Consider the following 22,070-nt stretch of genomic DNA (forward strand, 5'->3'; position numbering starts at 1 on the left):
GCCGGTCGCACCGTGCCAAGCTTGGCCCATGGAGCAAGCCGTGGCGCCTTTCGACGAACGTCTCACCGCACCGGGGTCCTGGTGGGCGATCAGTGCCCTGTTCGGTCTCGCGGGCGGTCTCGTCCTGATGCCGCTGGGTACGGTGCCGATGCTGGGGGCGCTGGTCGTGACGGGGCTGCTGGCGGCCCTGGCGGTCAGTTCGTACGGATCGGCGCGGATCCGGGTGGTGGCCGGCTCGCTCGTGGCGGGCGACGCGCGGATTCCGGTGGCGGCGCTCGGCGACGCGGAGGTGCTGGGCGGCGACGAGGCGCGTGCCTGGCGTACGTACAAGGCCGATCCGCGCGCCTTCATGCTGCTGCGCAGCTACGTCCCGACGGCGCTGCGGGTGGTGGTCGACGACCCCGACGACCCGACCCCGTACCTCTATCTGTCGACCCGCAGGCCCCGGGCGCTCGCGGCGGCCCTGGAGGCGGCACGGGACACCGGGAGCGCCGTGCCGCGGACGGGCGGGGCGGGGACGGCGGACGGACCGGAATCGCGGCAGGACAGGGCCTGACGTCAGGCCCTAACGGCCCAGCTCCTTCGGGAGTTCGGGGCGGCAGCACCTCCGGCTGTTCCAGCGGCGGGAGGGCGGGCAGGGCGTCCCAGGAGACCTGCCGGGTGCGCAGGTCCTTGCGGATGTGTTCGGCGACCTTCTGGGTGTCGCGCCGGTTCATCATCGCGCCGACGGCGGCGCCGATCATGAACGGCATCAGGTTCGGCAGGGTGCGGATCGTGCGCTTCATGATCTGCTGGCGCAGTTCGCGCTTCATCCGGCCGGTGAGCGCCGAGTTGAGCGTCGCGGGCTTGGTGAGGTCGACGCCGCGTTCCTCGGTCCACGCGGTCAGATAGGCGGTGCTGCGCTGCTTGAGGGTGCCGGGCGGTCGCAGCCCGTAGACCTCGTGCAGTTCGGCGACGAGTTTCAGTTCGATCGCGGCGACGGCCGTGATCTCCGCGGCCAGTTCGGCCGGCATCGCGGGCGGTACGGGCATCATCGCGACGGCGCCGATCCCGGCGCCGACCGTCGAGCTGCTGTTCGCCGCTCCCGCGACGAGTTTGTCGGCCAGCTCCTCGGGTCCGAGGCCCGGGAACTGCCGCCGGAGCGTGGCCAGATCACGGACGGGGATACGCGGGGTGTTGTCGATGATCCGGTCGGCGACATGCGCCAGCGCGCTCCTGGCGCTCGCGCCGCCCTTCTGTATGCCCCGCCGGACCCTGCTCAGGCGCCCGGTGGCGGGCCCGTCGTGGTCCCGGGGGGCGGATTCGAGCGAGGCCGGGAGACCTCGCCCGTCGTCGTCGGAGCCGCCGGTGCGGGGCAGGAGGGCGGAGTGCTCGGCAGCGGGCGTGACGCCATCTGCCGGGCCCTGGCCGTGCTGGTACGCCTCCGGCGCGCCTTTGCGCCGGAAACGCCGTTTCCTGGACGGGGTGTCACCTGCCACGGCCGACCGCTCTCAGTCGCAGTCGCGGCAGATCGGCTGACCGTTCTTCTCCCGGGACAGCTGACTGCGGTGGTGGACCAGGAAGCAGCTCATGCAGGTGAACTCGTCGGCCTGCCTGGGCAGTACACGAACCGACAGCTCCTCGTTGGAGAGGTCCGCCCCGGGCAGTTCGAGCCCTTCGGCCTGCTCGAACTCGTCCACGTCGACCGCGGATGTCGACTTGTCGTTCCGACGGGCCTTCAGTTCCTCAAGGCTGTCGGAATCGACGTCGTCATCGGTCTTGCGTGGGGTGTCGTAATCCGTTGCCATATCTCTTCTCCCCCTCTGGGTGTCATCGGTGTCTCAGCGCACGTAACGCGTGAGAGGCCGGACTTGTGCCCGACCTGAGGCGGAGATTTTGCCTCACATCAAGGTCTGTTACTCAATCGACACCCAACCGGACACTTCGCGAGTGATCGGTATTGGGTGGCGAACCGGACCGTACACGGTCCGAATGTCGTACTTCACGGGCGCCACCCCGTGTACTTCCCGTGATCACCGCCCCTGGAAACCAGGATTTTCCCGGCTTTCCATACGGGGCTTGATCACAGAGAGTGCGAGGCTTGAATTCGCCCCTGTGATCGATCACACAGGGCCCCAACCAGGACCGGGTCCCGAAAATTCCGCGCATAGCGAACTTCGCTCCGGTTCGGAGCGAATATTCAGAGTGGCAGAGTGACGCGCATCACGAGCCCGCCTCCCTCGCGGGGCTCCGCGATGATACGGCCCCCGTGGGCCCGCGCCACCGAGCGGGCGATGGAAAGCCCGAGGCCCACGCCCTTGTCGCTGCCGGTCCGCTCCGTACGGAGGCGCCGGAACGGTTCGAAGATGTTGTCGATCTCGTACGCGGGAACGGTCGGCCCCGTGTTCGACACCAGCAGTACCGCCGCCCCGTGCTCGACCCGGGTCGTGACCTCGACCCAGCCGTCCTCCTTCACGTTGTAGCGGACGGCGTTCTGTACGAGGTTGAGCGCGATCCGCTCCAGCAGGACGCCGTTGCCCTGCACGACCGCCTCGGCGCGCTCGCCGCGCAGCTCGACGCCCTTCGCCTCGGCCTCGCCGCGGGTCTGGTCGACGGCGCGGGTGGCGACCTCGGCGAGGTCGACGGGTTTGCGCTCGACCAGCTGGTTCTCACTGCGGGCCAGCAGCAGCAGGCCCTCCACCAGCTGTTCGCTGCGTTCGTTGGTCGCCAGCAGCGTCCGGCCGAGCTGCTGGAGCTCGACGGGCGCCGCCGGGTCGGAGAGCTGGACCTCCAGGAGCGTGCGGTTGATCGCCAGGGGCGTACGCAGTTCGTGGGAGGCGTTCGCGACGAACCGCTGCTGCGCCGTGAACGCCCGCTCCAGGCGCTCCAGCATCTCGTCGAAGGTGTCGGCCAGCTCCTTCAGTTCGTCGTCCGGACCGTCCAGTTCGATCCGGCGGGCCAGGTCGGAACCGACCACCCGGCGGGCGGTCCGGGTGATCCGGCCCAGCGGTGACAGGACCCGGCCCGCCATCGCGTAACCGAACGCGAAGGCGATGATGGACAGACCGGTCAGGGCGAACAGCGAACGTGTGAGCAGGTCGTCCAGCGCCTGCTGGCGCTGTGCGGACAGACACGTCTTGAGTGCGGCGTTCAACTGGTCGTTGTTGACGGCGTCGTTCAGCGCGGGACAGGTCGGGCTCGACAGCTGGATGTTGTCGCCCCGGACCTCCAGCGCGAGCTGGCTGCCCTCGTGGATGGCCTGGGCCGCCAGCAGATAGATGATCGAGAGCAGCAGGATGCCGGCGATCAGGAACATCCCGCCGTACAGCAGCGTCAGCCGTATCCGGATCGTCGGCCGGACCCAGGGCAGCGCCTGGTCCGGGCGCCTGGGGTCCCAGGTCGGCTTGGGGGGCGCCGTGGGCGGCGCCGGGGTCGTTGCCACGGGCATCAGATCCGGTAGCCGGAGCCGGGCACGGTGACGATCACGGGCGGCTCGCCGAGCTTGCGGCGGAGCGTCATGACCGTGACGCGCACGACATTGGTGAAGGGGTCGGTGTTCTCGTCCCAGGCCTTCTCGAGGAGCTGCTCGGCGGAGACCACGGCGCCCTCGCTGCGCATCAGCACGTCGAGGACGGCGAACTCCTTGGGCGCGAGCTGGATCTCCTTGCCGTCCCGGAAGACCTCGCGGCGGTTGGGGTCGAGCTTGATGCCGGACCGTTCCAGGACCGGCGGCAGCGGGACGGTCGTACGGCGGCCGAGCGCCCGGACCCGCGCGGTCAGCTCCGTGAAGGCGAACGGCTTGGGGAGGTAGTCGTCCGCGCCCAGCTCCAGGCCCTCGACACGGTCGCTGACGTCGCCGGACGCGGTGAGCATCAGCACCCGTGTGGGCACGCCCAGTTCGACGATCCGGCGGCAGACGTCGTCGCCGTGGACCAGGGGGAGATCGCGGTCGAGCACCACGACGTCGTAGTCGTTGACGCCGATCCGCTCCAGGGCCGCGGCGCCGTCGTACACGACGTCGACGGCCATGGCTTCCCGGCGCAGGCCGGTGGCCACCGCATCGGCGAGCAGTTGCTCGTCCTCGACGACGAGTACGCGCACGTCGCTGTCCTTCCTGTGGGGCCCTCGCGCCGGAGATCCGGGGAACCGGGCAGGTCGTAGCACTGATGGTGTGCGGGCCCATCCTGCCCGCTACGCGCATAAACCGGCGGTAAGACAATGCCGACCACCGGGCATACGGGAGGAATACGCAAGATTCTTGAATGTCGAGAGGTTTCTCCCCGGCACCCCCTGGGGATGAGGTGTGCACACCCGAGATCACGCCCCTTACGTGGCATTCCACTACCCGCTCTGTCCCCCAGAGGGAGTGGTGCGTGATCGACCGCAGTCGGCACTTCCAGGTGCCACGTGACCACGACGCCGGCACACCCCCGTGCCATCGACCCACGCCGAGGGGGCGCAATGGACGCATTCACCGCAGGTCTTCTACAGCGCATAAGGGCCACGGAATCCGATCTCACACGGGCCCGGGAGACGGGCGACGACTTCCTCGCGGAGGTCGAGCAGGAGGAGCTGGACGACCTGCACCGCCTGGCCGAGGAACACGGCGTTCAGTTCGGCGCCGCGAACGTGTGACCTGAACGGAGAGGACCCCGGCGCCACGGGACGGCGCCGGGGTCCTTTCCTGTCCGCGGTCGGTACGGCCGGGCCGTACCGACCGCCCGTACGGCGCCGACCGGCGGCGGGACCGGCCGGTCAGTCGTGCCAGGCTCCGTACTCCTCCAGCAGCGCCTGGAGGGGTTCGAAGACGCCGGGGGCGGCCGCCACCGTCAGGTCGCCGTCGGCCGGGGTGCCCGGACGCCCGCCGGTGAGCGCGCCCGCCTCGCGGGCGACGAGGGCCCCGGCGGCGAGGTCCCAGGGGTGGAGCCCGCGTTCGTAGTAGCCGTCGAGGCGGCCCGCCGCGACGTCGCAGAGGTCGACGGCCGCGGAGCCGCCGCGCCGGATGTCCCGCAGCCGCGGGATCAGCCGCGCGGCGATCGCCGCCTGGCGGGTACGGACGGTGGTGACGTAGTTGAAGCCGGTCGAGACGAGCGCCTGGTCCAGCGACGGGGCGGGACGGCAGCGCACCGGGCGGTCGTTGAGGTACGCGCCGCCGCCGCGCACCGCCCGGAAGGTCTCGCGGCGCATCGGGGCCTCGACCACGCCGGCGACGGTGACGCCGTCGCGTTCGGCGGCGATGGAGACGGCCCAGGTCGGCAGCCCGTAAAGGTAGTTGACGGTGCCGTCCAGCGGGTCGATCACCCAGCGCACCCCGCTGGTGCCCGCCGAACTGGCGCCCTCCTCACCGAGGAAGCCGTCGTGGGGGCGGTGCTCCGCGAGGAAACCGGTGATCAGTTTCTCGGCCGCGATGTCCATCTCCGTGACGACGTCGATGGGGCTGGACTTGGTCGCGGCCACGCCCAGGTCGGCGGGGCGGCCGTCCCGCAGCAGCGCCCCGGCCCGGCGGGCCGCCTCCAGGGCGAGGGCGAGCAGTTCGGTGGCGAGGGGGTCGGTGGGGGTGTCGGTGCCGGGCAGGGTCACGGGCGGGTACTCCTCCTCAGGAAGACGGGCGTTACGGGGCGTACGGGCTGTCCGCTCCGGCGGCGGCCGGGCGGGGCGTACGGGCCGGGCAGCAGCCGACCGGGCACACGTCGTGGCTCGCCCCGAGCGCCCCGAGGGCGCAGCGCTCCACCGCACTCCCCCGCTCGGCCGCCGCGCGCTCCAGGAGCAGTTCGCGTACGGCGCCGACGAACCGCTCGTCGGCGCCCACGGTCGCCGAGCGCCGCACCGGCAGGCCGAGTTCGGCGGCCTTCGCCAGGGCCTCGGTGTCGAGGTCGTACAGCACCTCCATGTGGTCCGAGACGAACCCGATGGGCACCATGACGACCGCCGGGGCCCCCGCGCCGTGCAGGGCCGCCAGGTGGTCGCAGATGTCGGGCTCCAGCCAGGGGATGTGCGGGGCGCCGCTGCGGGACTGGTAGACGAGCTCCCAGGGGTGGTCGACGCCGGTCTCCTCGCGTACCGCGCCGGCGATCAGCCGCGCCGCGTCGAGGTGCTGGGCGACGTACGCGCCGCCGTCGCCGTGGTCCTGGACGGGGCCCGAGGTGTCGGCGGCGGCCACCGGGACGGAGTGGGTGGTGAAGGCGAGGCGCGCCCCGTCGCGTACGTCCCGCGGCAGGTCGGCGAGGGACGCCAGGACGCCGTCGACCATGGGCCCGACGAAACCGGGGTGGTTGAAGTAGTGCCGCAGCTTGTCGACGCGCGGCGGCTCCAGTCCCTCGGCGGTGAGCGTCGCGAGCGCGTCGGCGAGGTTCTCGCGGTACTGGCGGCAGCCGGAGTAGGAGGCGTAGGCGCTGGTGGCGAGGACGGCGACGCGGCGCCTGCCGTCCTTGGTCATCTCCCGCAGGGTGTCGGTGAGGTAGGGCGCCCAGTTGCGGTTGCCCCAGTACACGGGCAGGTCGAGACCGTGGTCGGCGAAGTCCTCGCGCAGGGCCTCCAGCAGCGTCCTGTTCTGCTCGTTGATCGGGCTGATCCCGCCGAACAGGAAGTAGTGCTGCCCGACTTCTTTCAGGCGCTCCGTGGGGATGCCCCGGCCGCGGGTCACGTTCTCCAGGAACGGGACCACGTCGTCCGGGCCCTCGGGGCCGCCGAAGGACAGCAGGAGAAGGGCGTCGTAGGGGGAGCTGGCACGCGGTTCGGACATACCACGATCCTGCCACCGGCGGTCGTGCGGCGATAAATCGCGGCGCGCGGGCGGACCGCCGGACCGTAAGCTGTCCGCGCCTGTTCATTCCTTACCGCCCCGCGTTGCCCGACCGCCCGCACGCTCCTGCCCGCCCGTGCCCGGCGGCGGTCCTCCCCGGCGACAGCGCACATCGGAGCGTCACGTGCCCAGTCCCTACCGCGCGATCTTCGCCGCGCCCGGCACCGTGCGGTTCAGCGCGGCCGGTCTCGTCGGCCGGATGCCGCTCTCCATGCTGGCCATCGGCGTCGTGACGATGATCTCCCAGATCACCGGCCGGTACGGGCTGGCGGGCGCGCTGGCGGCCACCCTCGCGCTGTCCGCCGCCGGGATGGGGCCGCTGATCTCGCGGCTCGTGGACCGGCACGGGCAGCGGCGGGTGCTGCGGCCCACCGCGCTGACCGCCGTGACGGCCGGCACCGGACTGCTCGTCTGCGCGCAGTGGTCGGCCCCGGAGTGGACGCTGTTCGTCTTCGCGGCGGGCGCGGGCTGCATGCCGAGCGTGGGGGCGATGGTCCGGGCGCGCTGGGCGGCGATCTACCGGGGGTCGCCCCGTGAGCTGCACGCGGCGTACGCGTGGGAGTCGATCGTCGACGAGGTGTGCTTCATCTTCGGCCCGATCGTCGCGATCGGGCTGTCCACGGCCTGGTTCCCGGCGGCGGGCCCGCTGCTCGCGGTGGTGTTCCTGGTGACCGGGGTCTTCTGGCTGACGGCGCAGCGGGCCACCGAGCCCGTTCCGCACCCGCGTGAGCACCACACCGGGGGCAGCGCGCTGCGCTCCCCCGGACTCCAGGTGCTCGTGGTGACGTTCGTGGCGACCGGCGCGATCTTCGGCGCCGTCGACGTGGTGACCGTGGCCTTCGCCGAGGAGCGGGGGAACAAGACGGCGGCGAGCCTGGTGCTCGCGGTGTACGCGCTCGGGTCGTGCCTCGCGGGCGCCGCCTTCGGGCTGCTGCACCCGCGCGGCAGCGCGTCGAAACGGTGGCTGGTGGGCGTCTGTGCGATGGCCGTGAGTATGATCCCCCTCCAACTGGCCGGGAGTCTGCCGATCCTGGCCGTGGCACTCTTCGTCGCCGGCCTCTCGGTCGCACCCACGATGGTGACGACCATGGCCCTCGTCGAGGCGCACGTACCTCGTACCAAGCTCACCGAGGGCATGACCTGGACCGGTACCGGGCTCGCCGTCGGGGTGGCGCTCGGTTCCTCCGCCGCGGGATGGGTGGTGGACGCCTCCGGGGCGCGGGCGGGGTTCACGGTGCCCGTCCTGGCGGGAGTGCTCGCGGCCCTGGTCGCGCTGCTGGGGCACGGCCGGCTGCGGGAGCGGCCCACGGATCGGGAGGGGTACGGGACGGATGACCAACTCCGGTACAGGCGCGACGACGAGGAACCCGACAAGCACCTGGCGTAACTGGGCGGGGAACGTCGGCGCGCGTCCCGCCCGTGTGCTCTCCCCCGCCTCCGTGGAGGAGGTCGCCGAGGCGGTCCGTACGGCCGCGGCGGACGGACTGCGGGTCAAGGCGGTCGGCACGGGGCACTCGTTCACCTCCGTGGCGGCCACCGACGGTCTGCTGATACGGCCCGAACTCCTCACCGGCATCCGGGAGATCGACCGGGCGGCGGGCACCGTCACCGTCGAGGCGGGCACCCCGCTCAGACGGCTGAACGAGGCCCTGGCGCGGGAGGGCCTGTCGCTCACCAACATGGGCGACATCATGGATCAGACCGTGGCCGGGGCGACTTCCACGGGCACGCACGGCACGGGCCGCGAGTCGGCGTCGATCGCCGCGCAGATCCGGGCGCTGGAACTGGTCACGGCGGACGGCTCCGTACTGACGTGTTCACCGACGGAGCACGCGGACGTCTTCGCCAGCGCGCGGATCGGGCTCGGCGCGCTGGGGGTCGTCACGGCGGTCACCTTCGCCGTGGAGCCGGTGTTCCTGCTGACGGCGCGTGAGGAGCCGATGTCCTTCGACCGGGTGACGTCCGACTTCGACGCGCTCGTCACCGAGAACGAACACTTCGAGTTCTACTGGTTCCCGCACACCGGCAACTGCAACACCAAGCGCAACAACCGCAGCGCGGGCCCGGCGGCCCCTCCCGGCACGGTGAGCGGCTGGATCGAGGACGAGTTCCTCTCCAACGGGCTCTTCCAGGTGGCGTGTTCGCTCGGCCGGGCGGTGCCCGGTGCCATTCCGGCGATCGCCAGGCTCTCCAGCCGCGCCCTGTCCGCCCGTCTGTACACGGACATCCCTTACAAGGTCTTCACGAGCCCGCGCCGGGTGCGTTTCGTCGAGATGGAGTACGCGCTGCCCCGCGAGAGCGCCGTCACCGCACTGCGCGAGGTCAAGGCCATGATTGAGCGCTCACCACTACGAGTGAGTTTCCCGGTGGAGGTGCGGACCGCGCCCGCCGACGACATCCCGCTGTCGACGGCGTCGGGCCGGGAGACGGCGTACATCGCGGTCCATCTGTACCGGGGCACGCCCTACCGGTCGTACTTCACGGCGGTGGAGCGGATCATGACCGCGCACGGCGGCCGGCCGCACTGGGGCAAGGTGCACACGCGGGACGCGGCGTATCTGGCGGGGGTCTATCCGCGCTTCGAGGAGTTCACGTCGGTACGCGACCGGCTGGACCCGGAGCGGCTGTTCGGGAATCCGTATCTGCGGCGGGTCGTCGGCGGGTGATCGGCGGGCCGGGCCGGTCGCGGGGATCGGGCCGGCGGGCACGGCAATCGGCAAGGTCGGCTCCGCTTCGGTAGGTTGTGTGAATGGGCACACCGGGGCGGCATACCGACGCTCCCTCAACTCCCGGAAGCCGCCAGAACTTCGGTGGCGTGGCAGTCCACCCCGATGGCCCGAATGGAGTACTGTGGCGAGCCCTGGGGCCGGACTCCTTCACAGGTGTCCGGGCCTTTCGGGAGGGGGCCACGTGGCACTCGATCCGGCGGCGCGAGGGCACCGCACGGGCGCCTGCTACACAGCGTGACCAGGTCTGTCACTCTGCGTCGTAAACTGGCAACCGTGTCATGACGGCGTTCCAGGGCCCGTGCCCGACACGCCGGGCAACTCGGCAAGGTTGTGGCAGGCTGCACCCGGGCAGGTCACACTCGACTAGCGGAAGCAGCGACGCACGTGACGTCGGCAGGCACCACCCGGGAGGTTCCCATGCCCGAACTGCGTGTCGTGGCCGTCTCCAACGACGGCACACGACTGGTGCTCAAGGCTGCCGACAGCACGGAGTACACGCTCCCCATCGACGAGCGGCTGCGCGCGGCCGTGCGCAACGACCGTGCCCGGCTCGGCCAGATCGAGATCGAGGTGGAGAGCCACCTCAGGCCCCGTGACATCCAGGCGCGGATACGTTCCGGAGCCTCCGCCGAGGAGGTCGCCCAGATGGCCGGGATCCCGGTCGACCGGGTCCGGCGGTTCGAGGGTCCCGTGCTGGCCGAGCGCGCCTTCATGGCCGAGCGCGCCAGGAAGACGCCGGTGCGCCGGCCGGGCGAGAACACCGGTCCCCAGCTGGGCGAGGCCGTGAACGAGCGGCTGATGATGCGCGGCGCCGAGAAGGAGACCGCGCAGTGGGACTCGTGGCGGCGTGACGACGGCACCTGGGAAGTCCTGCTGGTCTACCGGGTCGCGGGCGAACCGCACTCGGCGAGCTGGACGTACGACCCGCCCCGGCGGCTCGTCCAGGCCGTGGACGACGAGGCGCGCTCGCTGATCGGCGAGACCGACGACTCGCTCGCCCTGGGGACGAAGGAGCCGAGCTTCCCGTTCGTGCCGCGTATCGCGCGGCTGCCGCGGGATCGCGAACGGCCCCTGGACCGTGCCCTGGAGCGGCAGTCGGCGCCCGATCCGGACGACGACACCAGCGAGCGCGACACCCTGACCAGCCTGCTGGAGGCGGTGCCGAGCTTCCGGGGCGACATGGTGGTCCCGGAGCGGCCCACGCAGCCCGAGCCGCCGGCGATCGAGCCGGGCCAGATGGACGACGACGAGGAACCGGTGGCACCGGCCGCCTCGGCGGGCGCCGGGTCGGCGTACGCGGACGTGCTGATGCCCCGTTCGGTCGCGGGACACCGCGACCGGCTGACCGGGACGACGGACCGTCAGGCGGAGGCCGACGGCGTACGGCCGGGGCGCCGGGCCGCCGTGCCGAGCTGGGACGAGATCGTGTTCGGCACGCGCCGCAAGAAGCAGGACTGAGCCGGGGCGGGACTCGGCGGCGGGGCCGGACCGGACCCGTGGAGGACTGAGATCGCCAGGGGCCGGGGCCGTACGCGTACGACGCGATACGGCCCCGGCCCCTGGCGTCGGCCCCCTGCGTCGGGCGGGGGCTCCGGGTGTCAGCTCGGCTCGGGGCCGGTCGCCACCGGGCGCCCGGGGTCCGACGTCCACTCCGACCAGGAACCGGCGTAGAGCGCCGGGGCCGGCAGGCCCGCGATCTCCATGGCCAGCAACTGGTGGGCGGCGGAGACACCGGAGCCGCAGTAGACACCGGTCCCGGGGCCGGTGTTGCCGGCCGTCACGCCCAGCGACCTGAACCGTTCGGCGAGCGCCCCGGCCGGGAGGAAGCGGCCGTCCGCGCCGACGTTCTCGGAGGTGGGCGCCGAGACCGCGCCCGGAATGTGCCCGCCGACCCGGTCCAGCGGCTCGACGTCGCCCCGGTAGCGTTCGGCCGCGCGCGCGTCGAGCAGCAGCCCGTCGCGGGCCAGCGCGGCGGCGGTGTCCGCGTCCAGCAGCGGGAGCCCGCCCGGCACGGGACGGAAGTCGCCCGCCGCCGGTGCCGGGACCTCGGTCGTCAACGGGCCGTCCCAGGCGGCGAGTCCGCCGTCCAGCACCCGTACGTCCGGGTGGCCGGTCCAGCGCAGCAGCCACCAGGCACGGGCCGCGGCCCAGCCGAGACCCGCGTCGTAGACGACGACGGGGGTGCCGGACGAGACACCCGCGCGGCGCATCGCGGCGCCGAACTCCGCGACGTCCGGGAGGGGGTGACGGCCGCCGGCGCCGGGCGGGCCGGCCAGTTCCGCGTCCAGATCGACGAAGACGGCGCCCGGCAGATGGCCCGCCTCGTACTCCGGACGTCCGGGCGGGGCGCCGGGCACGTAACGGACGTCGAGCAGGACGGGCGGCCGGGGGCCGGCGGACGCGTCGGCGAGTTCGGAGGCGGAGATGATCGCTGTCATGCGTGCCATCCTCGCGCACCGGCCGGGACGTCCGGCCGGGACCCGGTGCGGGATGTCGCGGGAATGTGACGTGAATGTCAAAACAGTCATCCTCTTGCTGGATCACGCCAAAAGCGGCGCGGCCGGGGCGCTATATGCGACAGGGAGTGGAACCATCTGCTCAGGCACCCAGTGCCACGCCGTACCGAGGCGCACCGCCTGTCCCCCCGCGTGTCCATCCCGATCACGGGCCGTCCCGAACAGGGCCGACCCGCTCAATGCCGTCCCCGAACGGCCCTAGGAGAGTGCGACGATGACCGAGGCGACCTGCCGAGAGCCCGGCACTCCGTGCCGAGTAAGTCTGATGGTGCGCGACCTCGGCAGGACACAGGACTTCTACGGAGGTCTGTTCGGCTGGAAGTTCGCCCAGATGGCGGGGTCCGAGCGGCTGGGCCATCAGGTGCGCGCCTTCCTGGACGGCCAGGAGGTCGCCGGGATCGGTCAACTGCCCTCGGGAAGACGGCAGTCGATCGCCTGGACGACCTATCTCGCGACGGACGACGCGGACGCGACGGCGGCGGCGATCCGGGGCTGGGGCGGCACCGTCGGGGTGGGGCCGCTGGACGCGGGCGAGGACGGACGACTCGCGCTCGTGTCGGACCCGGCCGGCGCGACGTTCGGCATCCGGCAGGCCCGGGAGCGTTCCGCCGTCACCGCGGCGGACGGGCACGGGACGCCGGTGCGGCGCGAGTTGGTGACCCGCGAGCCCGGGTGGGCGACCGCGTTCTACCGGTCGGTGTTCGGCTACGAGGTGACGCGCGCGGGCGGCCGGGCCGACGGCACGGTGACGCTGAGCCTCGGGGGGCGCGCGGTGGCCACGGTGCACGGGGTGGGCGAGGCGCCGGGCCCGGTCCGGGGCTCGTACTGGACGACGTACTTCGAGGTGGACGACACCGACGCCGCGGTACGGCTGGTCGCCGGGGCGGGCGGCCATGTGATCGTCCCGGCACGGGAGACGGCGGCCGGGCGGGCCGCGACGGTGGCCGATCCGGAGGGCGCGGTGTTCGGCGTGGTGCGGTCGGCGGGCCGCTGAGCGGGGACGGCGGGGGAACGGGCGGCAACGCCCGGGGTGCCAGGGCGGGTACGGCTCGTGGCGGGGTGTCCCGGGCCGTACGCGGGGCGGGGCTCCGGTGGTACGACGCGGGCCGCCCCCGCCCGGCGGAGGGTCCGGTCGTACGACCCGGTCGGCCGGGCCGGGCCGTGCCGCTCCGGTCGGGCCGGTCGTCCCGCGCCCGTACGGTGCGCCTCAGGCCGTACCGTGCTTCTCAGGCCGTACGGTGCGCCCCGCCGCCGATCTCGACCGGCAGCACATCCGGCGACAGCGTCGCCGCCCGCGCCGTGGCCGCCGTCATCCGGCGCCGGTGGTGGCGGCGGCACAGCACCTCGTAGCCGATCTCGTCCTCGGACTGATGCACGTCGCCCACGACGACCTGGGCGCCCTCGACCACCATCACCCCGCCCACCGAACGGGCGTTGTGCGTGGCCCGTGCCCCGCACCAGCACAGCGCCTCGACCTGGAGGACCTCGACGCGGTCGGCGAGTTCCACCAGCCGCTGCGAGCCGGGAAAGAGCTTGGTGCGGAAGTCGGTGGTGATCCCGAAGGCGAAGACGTCCAGTTCGAGGTCGTCCACGATCCGCGCGAGCTGGTCGATCTGTACGGGGGCGAGGAACTGCGCCTCGTCGGCGATCACGTAGTCGCAACGGCCGCCCTGCGAGAGGCGGTCCACGATGTACGCGTAGAAGTCGAAGTCCCCGGCCGCCTCGACGGCGTCGGTCACCAGGCCGAGCCGGGAGGAGAGCTTGCCCTCGCCCGCGCGGTCGTCGCGCGTGAAGATCATGCCGAGGAGACCGCGCGCCGAGCGGTTGTGCTCGATCTGAAGAGCCAGGGTGCTCTTTCCGCAGTCCATCGTTCCGGAGAAGAACACCAGCTCGGGCATGAGGAAGTGACGGCCTTTCAGATACGGACAGGGCTGCTCGTCGCACGCCGGAGGGCTCCGGCGGGCGGCTACGAGCGTACTTCGAGGAGCGGGACCAACTGTTCGACGGGGGTCATCGACCCGTGCATCCCGACCATCGCGGACTCGCGCGGCTCCCGGACGGAGGCGGTGATCACCACATCGTCGTGGGCCGCGGCCACCACGTCGCCGATCCGGCCGTACACCCGCTCCTCGAACGCGCCGGGCGGGCCGAACCAGCCCGCCGCCACCGCCTCGTCACGGCTCGCGATCCAGAACCGGTCCCCCAGCACCTCGCGCCAGACGGTGAGGACGTCCGCCTCGGCGCCCGGCACCGCGTACACGTGCCGCGCGCGTCCCTCACCGCCCAGGAGGGCCACGCCGGCACGCAGCTCCCAGTCCTCGTCGAAGTCGACGCGCGACTCCTCGTCGAAGGGGATGTCGATCATGCCGTGGTCGGCGGTGACGAACAGGGCGGAACGGGGCGGCAGTTGCTCCGCCAGACGCTGGGCGAGCCGGTCCACGTACATCAGCTGGCCGCGCCAGGCGTCGGAGTCCATACCGAACTTGTGGCCCTTGCCGTCGACCTCGCTGTAGTACGTGTAGACGAGCGAGCGGTCCCCGGCGGCCAGTTGGGCGGCGGCCAGGTCCATCCGCTCCTCGCCGGAGAGACGCCCGTGGAAGGTGCCGCCGCTCAGGGCGATGTCGGTGAGCGGGGTGCGTTCGAAGGTCGGGGAGGACACCTGCGCGGTGTGCACCCCGGCCGCGTCGGCGAGTTGGAAAAGAGTCGGGTACGGCTGCCAGACGTGCGGGTCGGTCCACGGGCGCCAGCGGAGCTGGTTCATCAGCGCGCCGGTCGCGGGGTCCCGGACGGTGTACCCGGGCAGACCGTGGGCGCCGGGGGTCAGGCCCGTACCGACGGAGGCGAGGGAGGTCGCGGTGGTGGCGGGGAATCCGGCGGTGATCGGCCGGCCGGTGCCGCCGCGCGAACTGCCCAGCAGCGACGTCAGATAGGGCGCCTCGTCCGGGTGGTCCTTGATCTGCTGCCAGCCGAGGCCGTCGATCAGGAAGACGCAGTTGCGGTCGGCCGGGGTGAGTTCGGGTATGACGGCGGCCGAAGCGCCTCGCGCTCCGGACGGGAGGGGCACGCCCTGGCCCGCGAGGAGGGTGGGCAGCAGATCGGCGAGCGAGCCGCCGCCGTACTCCGGGACGGGCGCGGTGTCCAGCGCGAGCGGTTCCGGATCGTGCCAGGCGGCGGGCGGGGTGGGCATCAGCGGCCGGTCGGGGAGGCGGTGGCCGCGGTGGCTTCGGAGAGCGACTGGGCGAAGACGAGCGTCTGGCGGACGGTGTCGGGGCCGTCACCGGCCTCGCTGACGCGCAGGCTCAGGTCGTCGGCGGTGGAGTTGCCGGTGTAGCCGTGATCGGCGTCGCAGTTGGGGTCGCCGCAGGCGGCGGGCTCAAGATCGATACGGGAGACGGCCCCCCAGCCGATGGTCAGGACGACCTCGCGGGGCAGGGTGCCGGGGGTGTACGACTCCGGGTTGGCGACGACGCGGCTGACCACGACGGACGAGATCCGGTCCAGCTTGACCGACTCGGTCGAGGTGGTGGCGTACGGGGTCGGCGAACTGGTGTCGGCGGCCTGCTCGTCGGTGTGGCTGACGATGAAGCGGTGGGCGGTGAGGACGAGGACGGTGACGTGCCGGCGGACCTCGTTGGAGTCGAACGTCGTCTCCTGGTGCACCAGGTACGAGGCGATCGGCTCCCCTCCGACGGCGGCCTCCACCGCCTCGGCCACGAGAGCCGGGTAGTAGCCGCTGCGCTCGATCGCCGTGCGCAGCCCCTGGGTCGTCGTACCGGTCTTCGCCATGGCCCCCATCCTACGGGGGTGGGACGCGTGGCCAGGACCGTGCGGAACAGGGAACTCTCCGCGCGCGGATCGCCCGGAGCGGTCCGGACGGACGGCGGCGCCGGCCTGCGGAACAGGGCTTTTCGGACATCCCTCAGTAGCTGGGCAGCCGCCGGGGACCGAGGTCGTCGCGGGACGGGGGCGGGGCCAGCCGGACGTGGGCGCCCAGCACGGAGAGGCCGTGGGTGGCGACGACGACCGGTTCGAGCGCGACGGAGACGATCTCCGGGTGGTCGTCCACGAGCCGGGACACCCGGAGCAGCAGCTCTGCGAGGGCGGCGGTGTCGACGGGCGCCGAACCGCGCCAGCCGAAGAGGAGGGGCGCGGTCCGGACGGACCGGAGCAGTTCGGTGGCGTCACGTTCGGTGACCGGAACGAGCCGGTGCGCGACATCGCCGAGCAGCTCGGAGGCGACGCCCGCCAGCCCGAACGAGAGCACGGCACCGGCGGCCGGGTCGATGACGGCGCGTACGACGGTGTCCACGCCGCGCGGTGCCATCGCCTGGACGACGGGGCGCAGTTCGCCGGGTCCGCCGAGCAGCCCGGTCAGTTCGCGGTACGCCGCCCGCAGCCGGGTCTCGTCGGGGAGGTCGAGCCGTACGCCGCCGAGGTCGGCCCGGTGGCGCAGATGCGGCGCGGTGGTCTTGAGCGCGACGGGGTAGCCGAGGCGCGCGGCGGCCTCGGCGGCGGCGTCCGGTCCGGGTGCGGGCAGCGTGGGCCGTACGGCGATCCCGTACCGCGCGAGCAGTTCCCGGGCGTCGTCGTCGCCGAGGCTGGTGCCGTGCGGATCGTCGGTGGCCGCGCCGAGCAGCCGGTCGATGAGCGCGGCGGCCCCGTTCTCGTCGATGTCGTCGTACTCGGGGACCCGCCCGGGCTCGGCACTCCGCCGACGCCACCGCGCGTGGACGACGGCCTGACTGAGCGCACGCACGGCACGCTCGGCGGAGGGATAGGCGGGAATCCGCCCGACGGCGGCCCCGGCGGCCCCGGCACCGTCGGTCCCGGAGGGGTCGGAGGGGTCGGAGGGCTCCTGGCCGGAGGGGGCGGCGGGGGCGGAGATCGCTCCGGGCTCCCGGCGGTCGACGGCGGGGGCGGGGGTGGGGGTGCGTGGGCCGCCGGTCCCGGAGGGGGCGGCGGGACCCGGTGGGGCCTCGGCGGGGGCGCCGGCCCGGCCCGGTCGGGGGGCCGTCGTGGTCGCCGCCGAGAGTGCCTCCGCCAGGTCGCCCATCTCCACGTGGACCACGGCCACCGGTTTCGCCGGGGACGTCGACGCCGCCTCGCGCAGGGCCGCCGCCAGGGCCTCGCCGTCGCCCGACTCGGCCGAGCCGTTCTCGGCGACCGAGGGGATCGCGGTGACGACGACCGCGTCGCAGCCCGGGTCCGCCAGCGCGGTCGCCAGTGCCGTGCGGAAGTCGTGCGGGCCGGCCGAGGTCGTCAGGTCCAGGGGTGGCCGCGGGCGCAGGCCCTCCGTCAGGCAGGCGTCGTACGTGAGGAGTCCGAGCGACTCGGAGTTGCCGAGGATCGCGACGTGCGGCCCGGCGGGCAGGGGCTGGGTCGCGAGGAGGAGGCCCGCGTCGACCAGTTCGGTGACGGTGTCCACGCGGATCACGCCCGCCTGGCTGAGCAGCGCGGAGACCGTCGCCTCCGGGACCCGGGTGAGCGGCACCGCGTGCCCCGGCGGCGCGCTGCCGCTGTGCCGGGCGCCCTTCGCGACGACGACCGGCTTCACCGCTCCCGTACGCCGGGCCAGCCGGGTGAACTTGCGGGGGTTGCCGATCGATTCGAGGTACATGAGCACGACGTCGGTGTCCGGGTCGTCGTGCCAGTACTGGAGCAGGTCGTTGCCCGAGACGTCCGCGCGGTTGCCCGCCGAGATGAAGGTGGAGACGCCCGCCCCGCGCCGTACCAGCCCGGCGAGCAGGGCGATGCCGATCGCGCCCGACTGGGTGAACAGACCGATCCGCCCCCGGCCGGGCGGCGCGGGTGCCAGTGAGGCGTTCAGCCGGACCGGTGGCGAGGTGTTGATGACGCCGAACGCGTTGGGCCCGATGATCCGCATCCCGTACGACCGTGCCTGGCGCACCAGTTCGCGCTGCCGCTCGCGCCCGGCGGGCCCGGTCTCGGCGTAGCCGGCGGACAGCACCACCAGGCCCTGGACGCCGTGGTGGCCACAGGCGGTGACGGCGTCCGGCACCCGTTCGGCGGGGACGGCGACGATCGCGAGGTCGACGGGCTCGCGGATCTCCGCGAGGGAGCGGACGGCCGGGACGCCGTCGATCTCGGTGCGCCCGGCAGGCAGCGCGTGGTTGACCGCGTACGTACGGCCGGTGTAGCCGCCGTCGAGCAGGTTGCGCAGGACGGTGCGGCCGACGCCGCCCGCCGCGCGCCCGGCGCCGACGACAGCCACCGACGACGGACCGAGGAGCCGCTGCACCGAGCGCGCCTCGGCGCGCTGTTCGCGGCCCCGCTGGACGGCGAGGGACTCGGCGGTGGGTTCGAGATCGAGGACCAGCCGGACCGCCCCGTCCTCGAAGTCGCGTCGCTGGGTGAACCCGGCGTCCCGGAACACCTTGATCATCTTGGTGTTGGCGGGCAGCACCTCCGCCGCGAAGCGCCGGATGCCGCGCTCACGCGCCACCGCGGCGATGTGTTCGAGGAGCGCGGAGGCGATCCCCCGGCCCTGGTGCGCGTCCTGGACGAGGAAGGCGACCTCCGCCTCGTCGGCCGGTGCCGACGCGGCCATGCCCCGGCTGTCGATGCGGTCGTAGCGGACGGTGGCGACGAACTCGCCGCCTACGGTGACGGCGAGCCCGACCCGGTCCACGTAGTCGTGGTGGGTGAAGCGGTAGACGTCCTTGTCGGAGAGCCGTGGGTAGGGCGCGAAGAACCGGTAGTACTTCGACTCGTCGGAGACCTGTTCGTAGAAGCTGACCAGCCGTCCCGCGTCGTCGGCGGTGATGGGCCGTACGCGCGCGGTGCCGCCGTCCCGCAGGACCACGTCTGCTTCCCAGTGCGCGGGGTACGCGTGCCGCGACGGCGTCGTCATGGGGAGAGCCTACGGCGCGCGCACGGCCGATGGCGGCTCGACGTCCGGGGCGGGCCGACGGTGCCTCACCGGTCGGTTCCGGGGCACATGAGACACTGATCCGTACGGAAACCGTGACTTGAAGGGCAACACCATGGCTGAGCGCCGCGTCCTTGTCGGCTGGGCCGAGGGCCTGCACGCCCGTCCCGCCTCCATCTTCGTCCGCGCCACCACGGCGTCCGGCGTTCCGGTGACGATCGCCAAGGCCGACGGCAGCCCGGTCAACGCGGCGTCGATGCTGGCCGTGCTGGGGCTGGGCGCGCAGGGCGGCGACGAGATCGTGCTGTTCTCCGACGCGGAGGGCGCCGAGGCGGCGCTGGACCGGCTGGCGAAGCTGGTGGCCGAGGGACTGGACGAGCTGCCCGAGACCGTCTGAGACCGTCTGGGCGGCGGGCGCTCGCCTGGACGAGGTACGGCGAAGGCCCCGGCGTGCTGCCGGGGCCTTCGCCGTACCGTCCTCGTACCGTCTTCGTACGGCCGTACGTCGCGGCCGTCCGACGGCCGACGCGCCGTCAGACGTTCACGCCGTGGCCGCGCAGGTAGGCGACCGGGTCGATGTCGGAGCCGTACTCCGCGCTCGACCGCGCCTCGAAGTGCAGATGCGGGCCGGTGGAGTTGCCGGTGGAGCCGGAGAGACCGATCCGGCTGCCCGGCGCGACGCTCTGCCCGGCGGAGACGCCGACCGAGGAGAGGTGCGCGTACTGGGTGTAGGTGCCGTCGTTCATCCGGATCACGACGTTGTTGCCGTACGCGCCGGCCCAGCCCGCCTCGACGACCGTGCCCGCGCCGACGGAGACGACCGAAGTACCGGACGCGGCGTGGAAGTCGACGCCCGAGTGGCTGCCGGAGGACCAGAGCCCGCCGCCGGTCCGGTAACCGGTGCTCGTCGATGAGCCGCCGACCGGGAGTTGGTACGCGGTGAGGCGCCTGCGCTCGGCGGCGCGGGCGGCGCGCTCCTTCGCCCGGCGGATCTCCTTGGCACGGACCTCGGCCTTGCGCTTCGCCTCGGCGCGCGCCTTCCGCTCCGCCGCCGCTCGGGCGGCCACGTACTGGGCGTCGGCCTGGGCGTCGATCGTCGCGGCGAGCGAGTGGTCGATGACGATGGCGCGGACCGGGGTGACCGGGGCGGGCTCGGTGACGTCCTGGGCGTGGGCCGTGGGGGCGGCGTGGGCCGGGTCGGCCGTGTGGGCTTCGGCGGCGAGTGCCGGCGATCCGAGAGTGCCGATGACTCCGGCGGCCGTGAGGCCGGCGACTCCGGCGAGGTTGGCGCTGCGGCGGGTCATCCGGCTCCGGGCACGATGCTTCCCGGTGGCACGAGTAAACGCCATGAACTGATGGGTCCTTTCGTTTCTTCCTTCTCGCCCGCCGGACAGGGCCTGGCTGACGGGTTCGGAGCAGGAAGGCCTTCTCCTACGGGGGCTCTCCGCGGATCGCGCGAAGGCCCCCGATCCGCCCCGGGGACACGGGTCCCCGGCTCCCCGGGGCGCATGCCCGGCGGGGACTCGGCGACGGCTGTCCGGTGCCGCGGTCGCGGCGGGGTCCGCCGGACAGCCGGACCGACGCTAGGCGGGCGATCCGCCAATCACCAAACAGACAGGCCCTTTTGTAGCGCACGCCACAGGGCATTCGGGCAACCTCCGGATGAATACGGACATAGGAGGAACCCCGGTGACGGATTCGTCACCGGGGTTCCCTTTGTCCTGTGCCGTGGGCGTGCGGAGGAGTCCCCCGGGGGTGGCCGCCGACGCCGTCACGGGTGTCAGCCGGTGACGACCTTCACCTCGCCGATGCCCAGGGCCCCGATCGGCTCCCGGATCACCGAGGCGTCCCCGACGAGCACCGTGACCAGCCGGTCACCGGGGAAGGCACTGACGACGGCGGCCGTCGCCTCCACCGTGCCGGCGTCGGCCAGCCGGGCGTACAGCTGGGCCTGGAAGTCGTCCGGGAGGTGCTGCTCGACCTGGTCGGCGAGCGTGTCGGCGACCGAGGCCGCCGTCTCGTACTTCAGCGGGGCGACACCGACCAGATTCTGTACGGCCGTCTCCCGCTCGGCGTCCGTCAGCCCCTCGGCGGCTAGCGTCCGCAGGACCTTCCACAGGTCGTCCAGCGCGGGCCCGGTCGACTCGGTGTCCACCGAACCGCTGATGGCCAGCATGGAGGCGCCCGTGCCGTTCGGGTCGGAGCGCAGCACCTGTGCGAAGGCGCGCACGCCGTAGGTGTAGCCCTTCTCCTCGCGCAGCACCCGGTCGAGCCGGGAGGTGAGCGTGCCGCCCAGGCAGTACGTGCCGAGCACCTGGGCCGGCCACACGCGGTCGTGCCGGTCGGCGCCGACCCGGCCGATGAGGAGCTGGGTCTGGACGGCTCCGGGGCGGTCCACGATCACCACGCGGCCGGTGTCGTCGGCGGTCACCGGCGGTACGGGGCGGGGCTCGGAGGTGTCGCCCGTCCAGTCGCCGAGGGTGCCGGCGAGCAGCGCGTCCACGTCGACGCCGGTGAGGTCGCCGACGATGACCGCCGTGGCGGTGGCGGGGCGTACGTGCGCGTCGTAGAAGGCGCGGACGCCCTTGGCGTCGATCCGGCCGACGGTCTCCTCGGTGCCCTGGCGCGGGCGCGACATGCGCGAGGTGGCCGGGAACAGCTCCTTGGAGAGCTGCTTGGCGGCGCGGCGGGCCGGGTTGGCCTGCTCGTGCGGGATCTCGTCGAGCCGGTTGGTGACGAGCCGGCCGACCTCGCTCTCCGAGAAGAGCGGCGCGCGCAGGGCGTCGGCGAGCAGACCGAGCGCCTTGGGCAGCCGGGAGACCGGGACCTCCAGGGAGACCCGGATGCCGGGGTGGTCGGCGTGCGCGTCGAGGGTGGCGCCGCAGCGCTCCAGTTCGGCGGCGAACTCCTCGGCGGTGTGCTTGTCGGTGCCCTCGGACAGCGCGCGGGCCATGATCGTGGCGACGCCGTCCAGGCCCTCGGGCTCGGCCTCCAGCGGCGCGGCGAGGGAGATCTCGACGGCCACCACCTGCTGGCCGGGGCGGTGGCAGCGCAGCACGGTCAGACCGTTGGGCAGCGCGCCGCGCTCGGGCGCCGGGAACGCCCAGGGCCTGGCCTCCCCGGCGGTCGGCTGCGGGTGGAACTCCATGGTCACG

The 22,070-nt window shown here is 73.0% G+C and carries 19 protein-coding genes and 1 pseudogene; 7 read left to right on the forward strand and 13 right to left on the reverse strand.

The window, feature by feature from the left end:
• Nucleotides 1–28 precede the first annotated feature (28 nt).
• The gene (locus OG875_RS06170) at nt 29–556 is read left to right on the forward strand and encodes a DUF3093 domain-containing protein (RefSeq protein ID WP_330173222.1); all 528 of its coding nucleotides are present in this window, start codon (nt 29–31) and stop codon (nt 554–556) included.
• 7 nt (nt 557–563) lie between these two features.
• Here the strand turns inward: OG875_RS06170 and OG875_RS06175 are convergent.
• The 4 genes and pseudogenes from OG875_RS06175 to OG875_RS06190 form a co-directional block, all read right to left on the reverse strand.
• Nucleotides 564–1,478: pseudogene (locus OG875_RS06175) on the reverse strand (hypothetical protein); the annotation flags it as partial.
• A gap of 12 nt (nt 1,479–1,490) precedes the next feature.
• Nucleotides 1,491–1,787, reverse strand: coding sequence for a DUF4193 domain-containing protein (locus OG875_RS06180; RefSeq protein WP_023538148.1), 297 nt, complete (start codon nt 1,785–1,787; stop codon nt 1,491–1,493).
• Nucleotides 1,788–2,179: 392 nt separating this feature from the next.
• Nucleotides 2,180–3,421 carry a sensor histidine kinase gene (locus OG875_RS06185; protein WP_330173223.1) on the reverse strand — a complete coding sequence of 414 codons (1,242 nt, stop codon included), beginning with the start codon at nt 3,419–3,421 and terminating at the stop codon, nt 2,180–2,182.
• A 5-nt stretch (nt 3,422–3,426) separates the two neighbouring features.
• Nucleotides 3,427–4,080 carry a response regulator transcription factor gene (locus tag OG875_RS06190; RefSeq protein ID WP_330173224.1) on the reverse strand — a complete coding sequence of 218 codons (654 nt, stop codon included), beginning with the start codon at nt 4,078–4,080 and terminating at the stop codon, nt 3,427–3,429.
• Nucleotides 4,081–4,440: 360 nt separating this feature from the next.
• Between OG875_RS06190 and OG875_RS06195 the strand changes: the two genes are divergently transcribed.
• Entirely contained in the window at nt 4,441–4,614 is a 174-nt protein-coding gene (locus OG875_RS06195; RefSeq protein WP_330173225.1) for a hypothetical protein, read from the forward strand.
• 120 nt (nt 4,615–4,734) lie between these two features.
• On the opposite strand, the gene OG875_RS06200 is transcribed toward OG875_RS06195, so the two are convergent.
• Entirely contained in the window at nt 4,735–5,559 is an 825-nt protein-coding gene (locus OG875_RS06200) for an inositol monophosphatase family protein (RefSeq protein WP_330173226.1), read from the reverse strand.
• A 31-nt stretch (nt 5,560–5,590) separates the two neighbouring features.
• A complete protein-coding gene (locus OG875_RS06205) occupies nt 5,591–6,721 on the reverse strand; it encodes a ferrochelatase (protein WP_330173227.1) in 1,131 nt (376 codons plus the stop codon).
• Between the two features lie 184 nt (nt 6,722–6,905).
• Here OG875_RS06205 and OG875_RS06210 point away from each other — a divergent pair, with 184 nt between their 5' ends.
• From OG875_RS06210 to sepH, 3 genes are all read left to right on the forward strand, one after another.
• Nucleotides 6,906–8,168: an MFS transporter gene (locus OG875_RS06210; RefSeq protein WP_330173228.1), complete on the forward strand. Its 1,263-nt coding sequence runs from the start codon at nt 6,906–6,908 to the stop codon at nt 8,166–8,168.
• Complete coding sequence (locus OG875_RS06215; protein WP_330173229.1) at nt 8,113–9,447, forward strand: D-arabinono-1,4-lactone oxidase; 1,335 nt, start codon at nt 8,113–8,115, stop codon at nt 9,445–9,447. Before OG875_RS06210 ends, OG875_RS06215 begins: the two co-directional genes overlap by 56 nt.
• Nucleotides 9,448–9,927: 480 nt before the next feature.
• Nucleotides 9,928–10,968, forward strand: coding sequence for a septation protein SepH (sepH, locus tag OG875_RS06220; RefSeq protein WP_330173230.1), 1,041 nt, complete (start codon nt 9,928–9,930; stop codon nt 10,966–10,968).
• A 140-nt stretch (nt 10,969–11,108) separates the two neighbouring features.
• Here the strand turns inward: sepH and OG875_RS06225 are convergent, their stop codons facing one another.
• Complete coding sequence (locus OG875_RS06225) at nt 11,109–11,948, reverse strand: sulfurtransferase (RefSeq protein WP_330173231.1); 840 nt, start codon at nt 11,946–11,948, stop codon at nt 11,109–11,111.
• A gap of 343 nt (nt 11,949–12,291) precedes the next feature.
• Here OG875_RS06225 and OG875_RS06230 point away from each other — a divergent pair, with 343 nt between their 5' ends.
• Nucleotides 12,292–13,020: a VOC family protein gene (locus OG875_RS06230; protein ID WP_443079071.1), complete on the forward strand. Its 729-nt coding sequence runs from the start codon at nt 12,292–12,294 to the stop codon at nt 13,018–13,020.
• 232 nt (nt 13,021–13,252) lie between these two features.
• Here OG875_RS06230 and OG875_RS06235 read toward each other — a convergent pair whose 3' ends face one another.
• From OG875_RS06235 to OG875_RS06250, 4 genes are all read right to left on the reverse strand, one after another.
• Nucleotides 13,253–13,924 carry a thymidine kinase gene (locus OG875_RS06235; protein ID WP_330173233.1) on the reverse strand — a complete coding sequence of 224 codons (672 nt, stop codon included), beginning with the start codon at nt 13,922–13,924 and terminating at the stop codon, nt 13,253–13,255.
• A 68-nt stretch (nt 13,925–13,992) separates the two neighbouring features.
• On the reverse strand, nt 13,993–15,213 hold the full coding sequence (locus tag OG875_RS06240) for an alkaline phosphatase family protein (protein ID WP_330173234.1): 1,221 nt from the start codon (nt 15,211–15,213) through the stop codon (nt 13,993–13,995).
• Nucleotides 15,213–15,812, reverse strand: a complete 600-nt coding sequence (locus OG875_RS06245) for a DUF5998 family protein (protein ID WP_330173235.1) — start codon at nt 15,810–15,812, stop codon at nt 15,213–15,215. Before OG875_RS06245 ends, OG875_RS06240 begins: the two co-directional genes overlap by 1 nt.
• Nucleotides 15,813–15,945: 133 nt before the next feature.
• Nucleotides 15,946–18,897, reverse strand: a complete 2,952-nt coding sequence (locus tag OG875_RS06250; protein WP_330173236.1) for a bifunctional acetate--CoA ligase family protein/GNAT family N-acetyltransferase — start codon at nt 18,895–18,897, stop codon at nt 15,946–15,948.
• A 133-nt stretch (nt 18,898–19,030) separates the two neighbouring features.
• Between OG875_RS06250 and OG875_RS06255 the strand changes: the two genes are divergently transcribed.
• Nucleotides 19,031–19,312 (forward strand): HPr family phosphocarrier protein, encoded by a 282-nt coding sequence (locus tag OG875_RS06255; RefSeq protein WP_330173237.1) that lies wholly within the window; start codon nt 19,031–19,033, stop codon nt 19,310–19,312.
• Between the two features lie 136 nt (nt 19,313–19,448).
• Here OG875_RS06255 and OG875_RS06260 read toward each other — a convergent pair whose 3' ends face one another.
• A complete protein-coding gene (locus OG875_RS06260; RefSeq protein WP_330173238.1) occupies nt 19,449–20,264 on the reverse strand; it encodes a M23 family metallopeptidase in 816 nt (271 codons plus the stop codon).
• Between the two features lie 431 nt (nt 20,265–20,695).
• Nucleotides 20,696–22,063 (reverse strand): M16 family metallopeptidase, encoded by a 1,368-nt coding sequence (locus tag OG875_RS06265; protein ID WP_330177615.1) that lies wholly within the window; start codon nt 22,061–22,063, stop codon nt 20,696–20,698.
• Nucleotides 22,064–22,070 lie beyond the last annotated feature (7 nt).

This window comes from Streptomyces sp. NBC_01498, assembly GCF_036327775.1.
Taxonomy (GTDB): domain Bacteria; phylum Actinomycetota; class Actinomycetes; order Streptomycetales; family Streptomycetaceae; genus Streptomyces.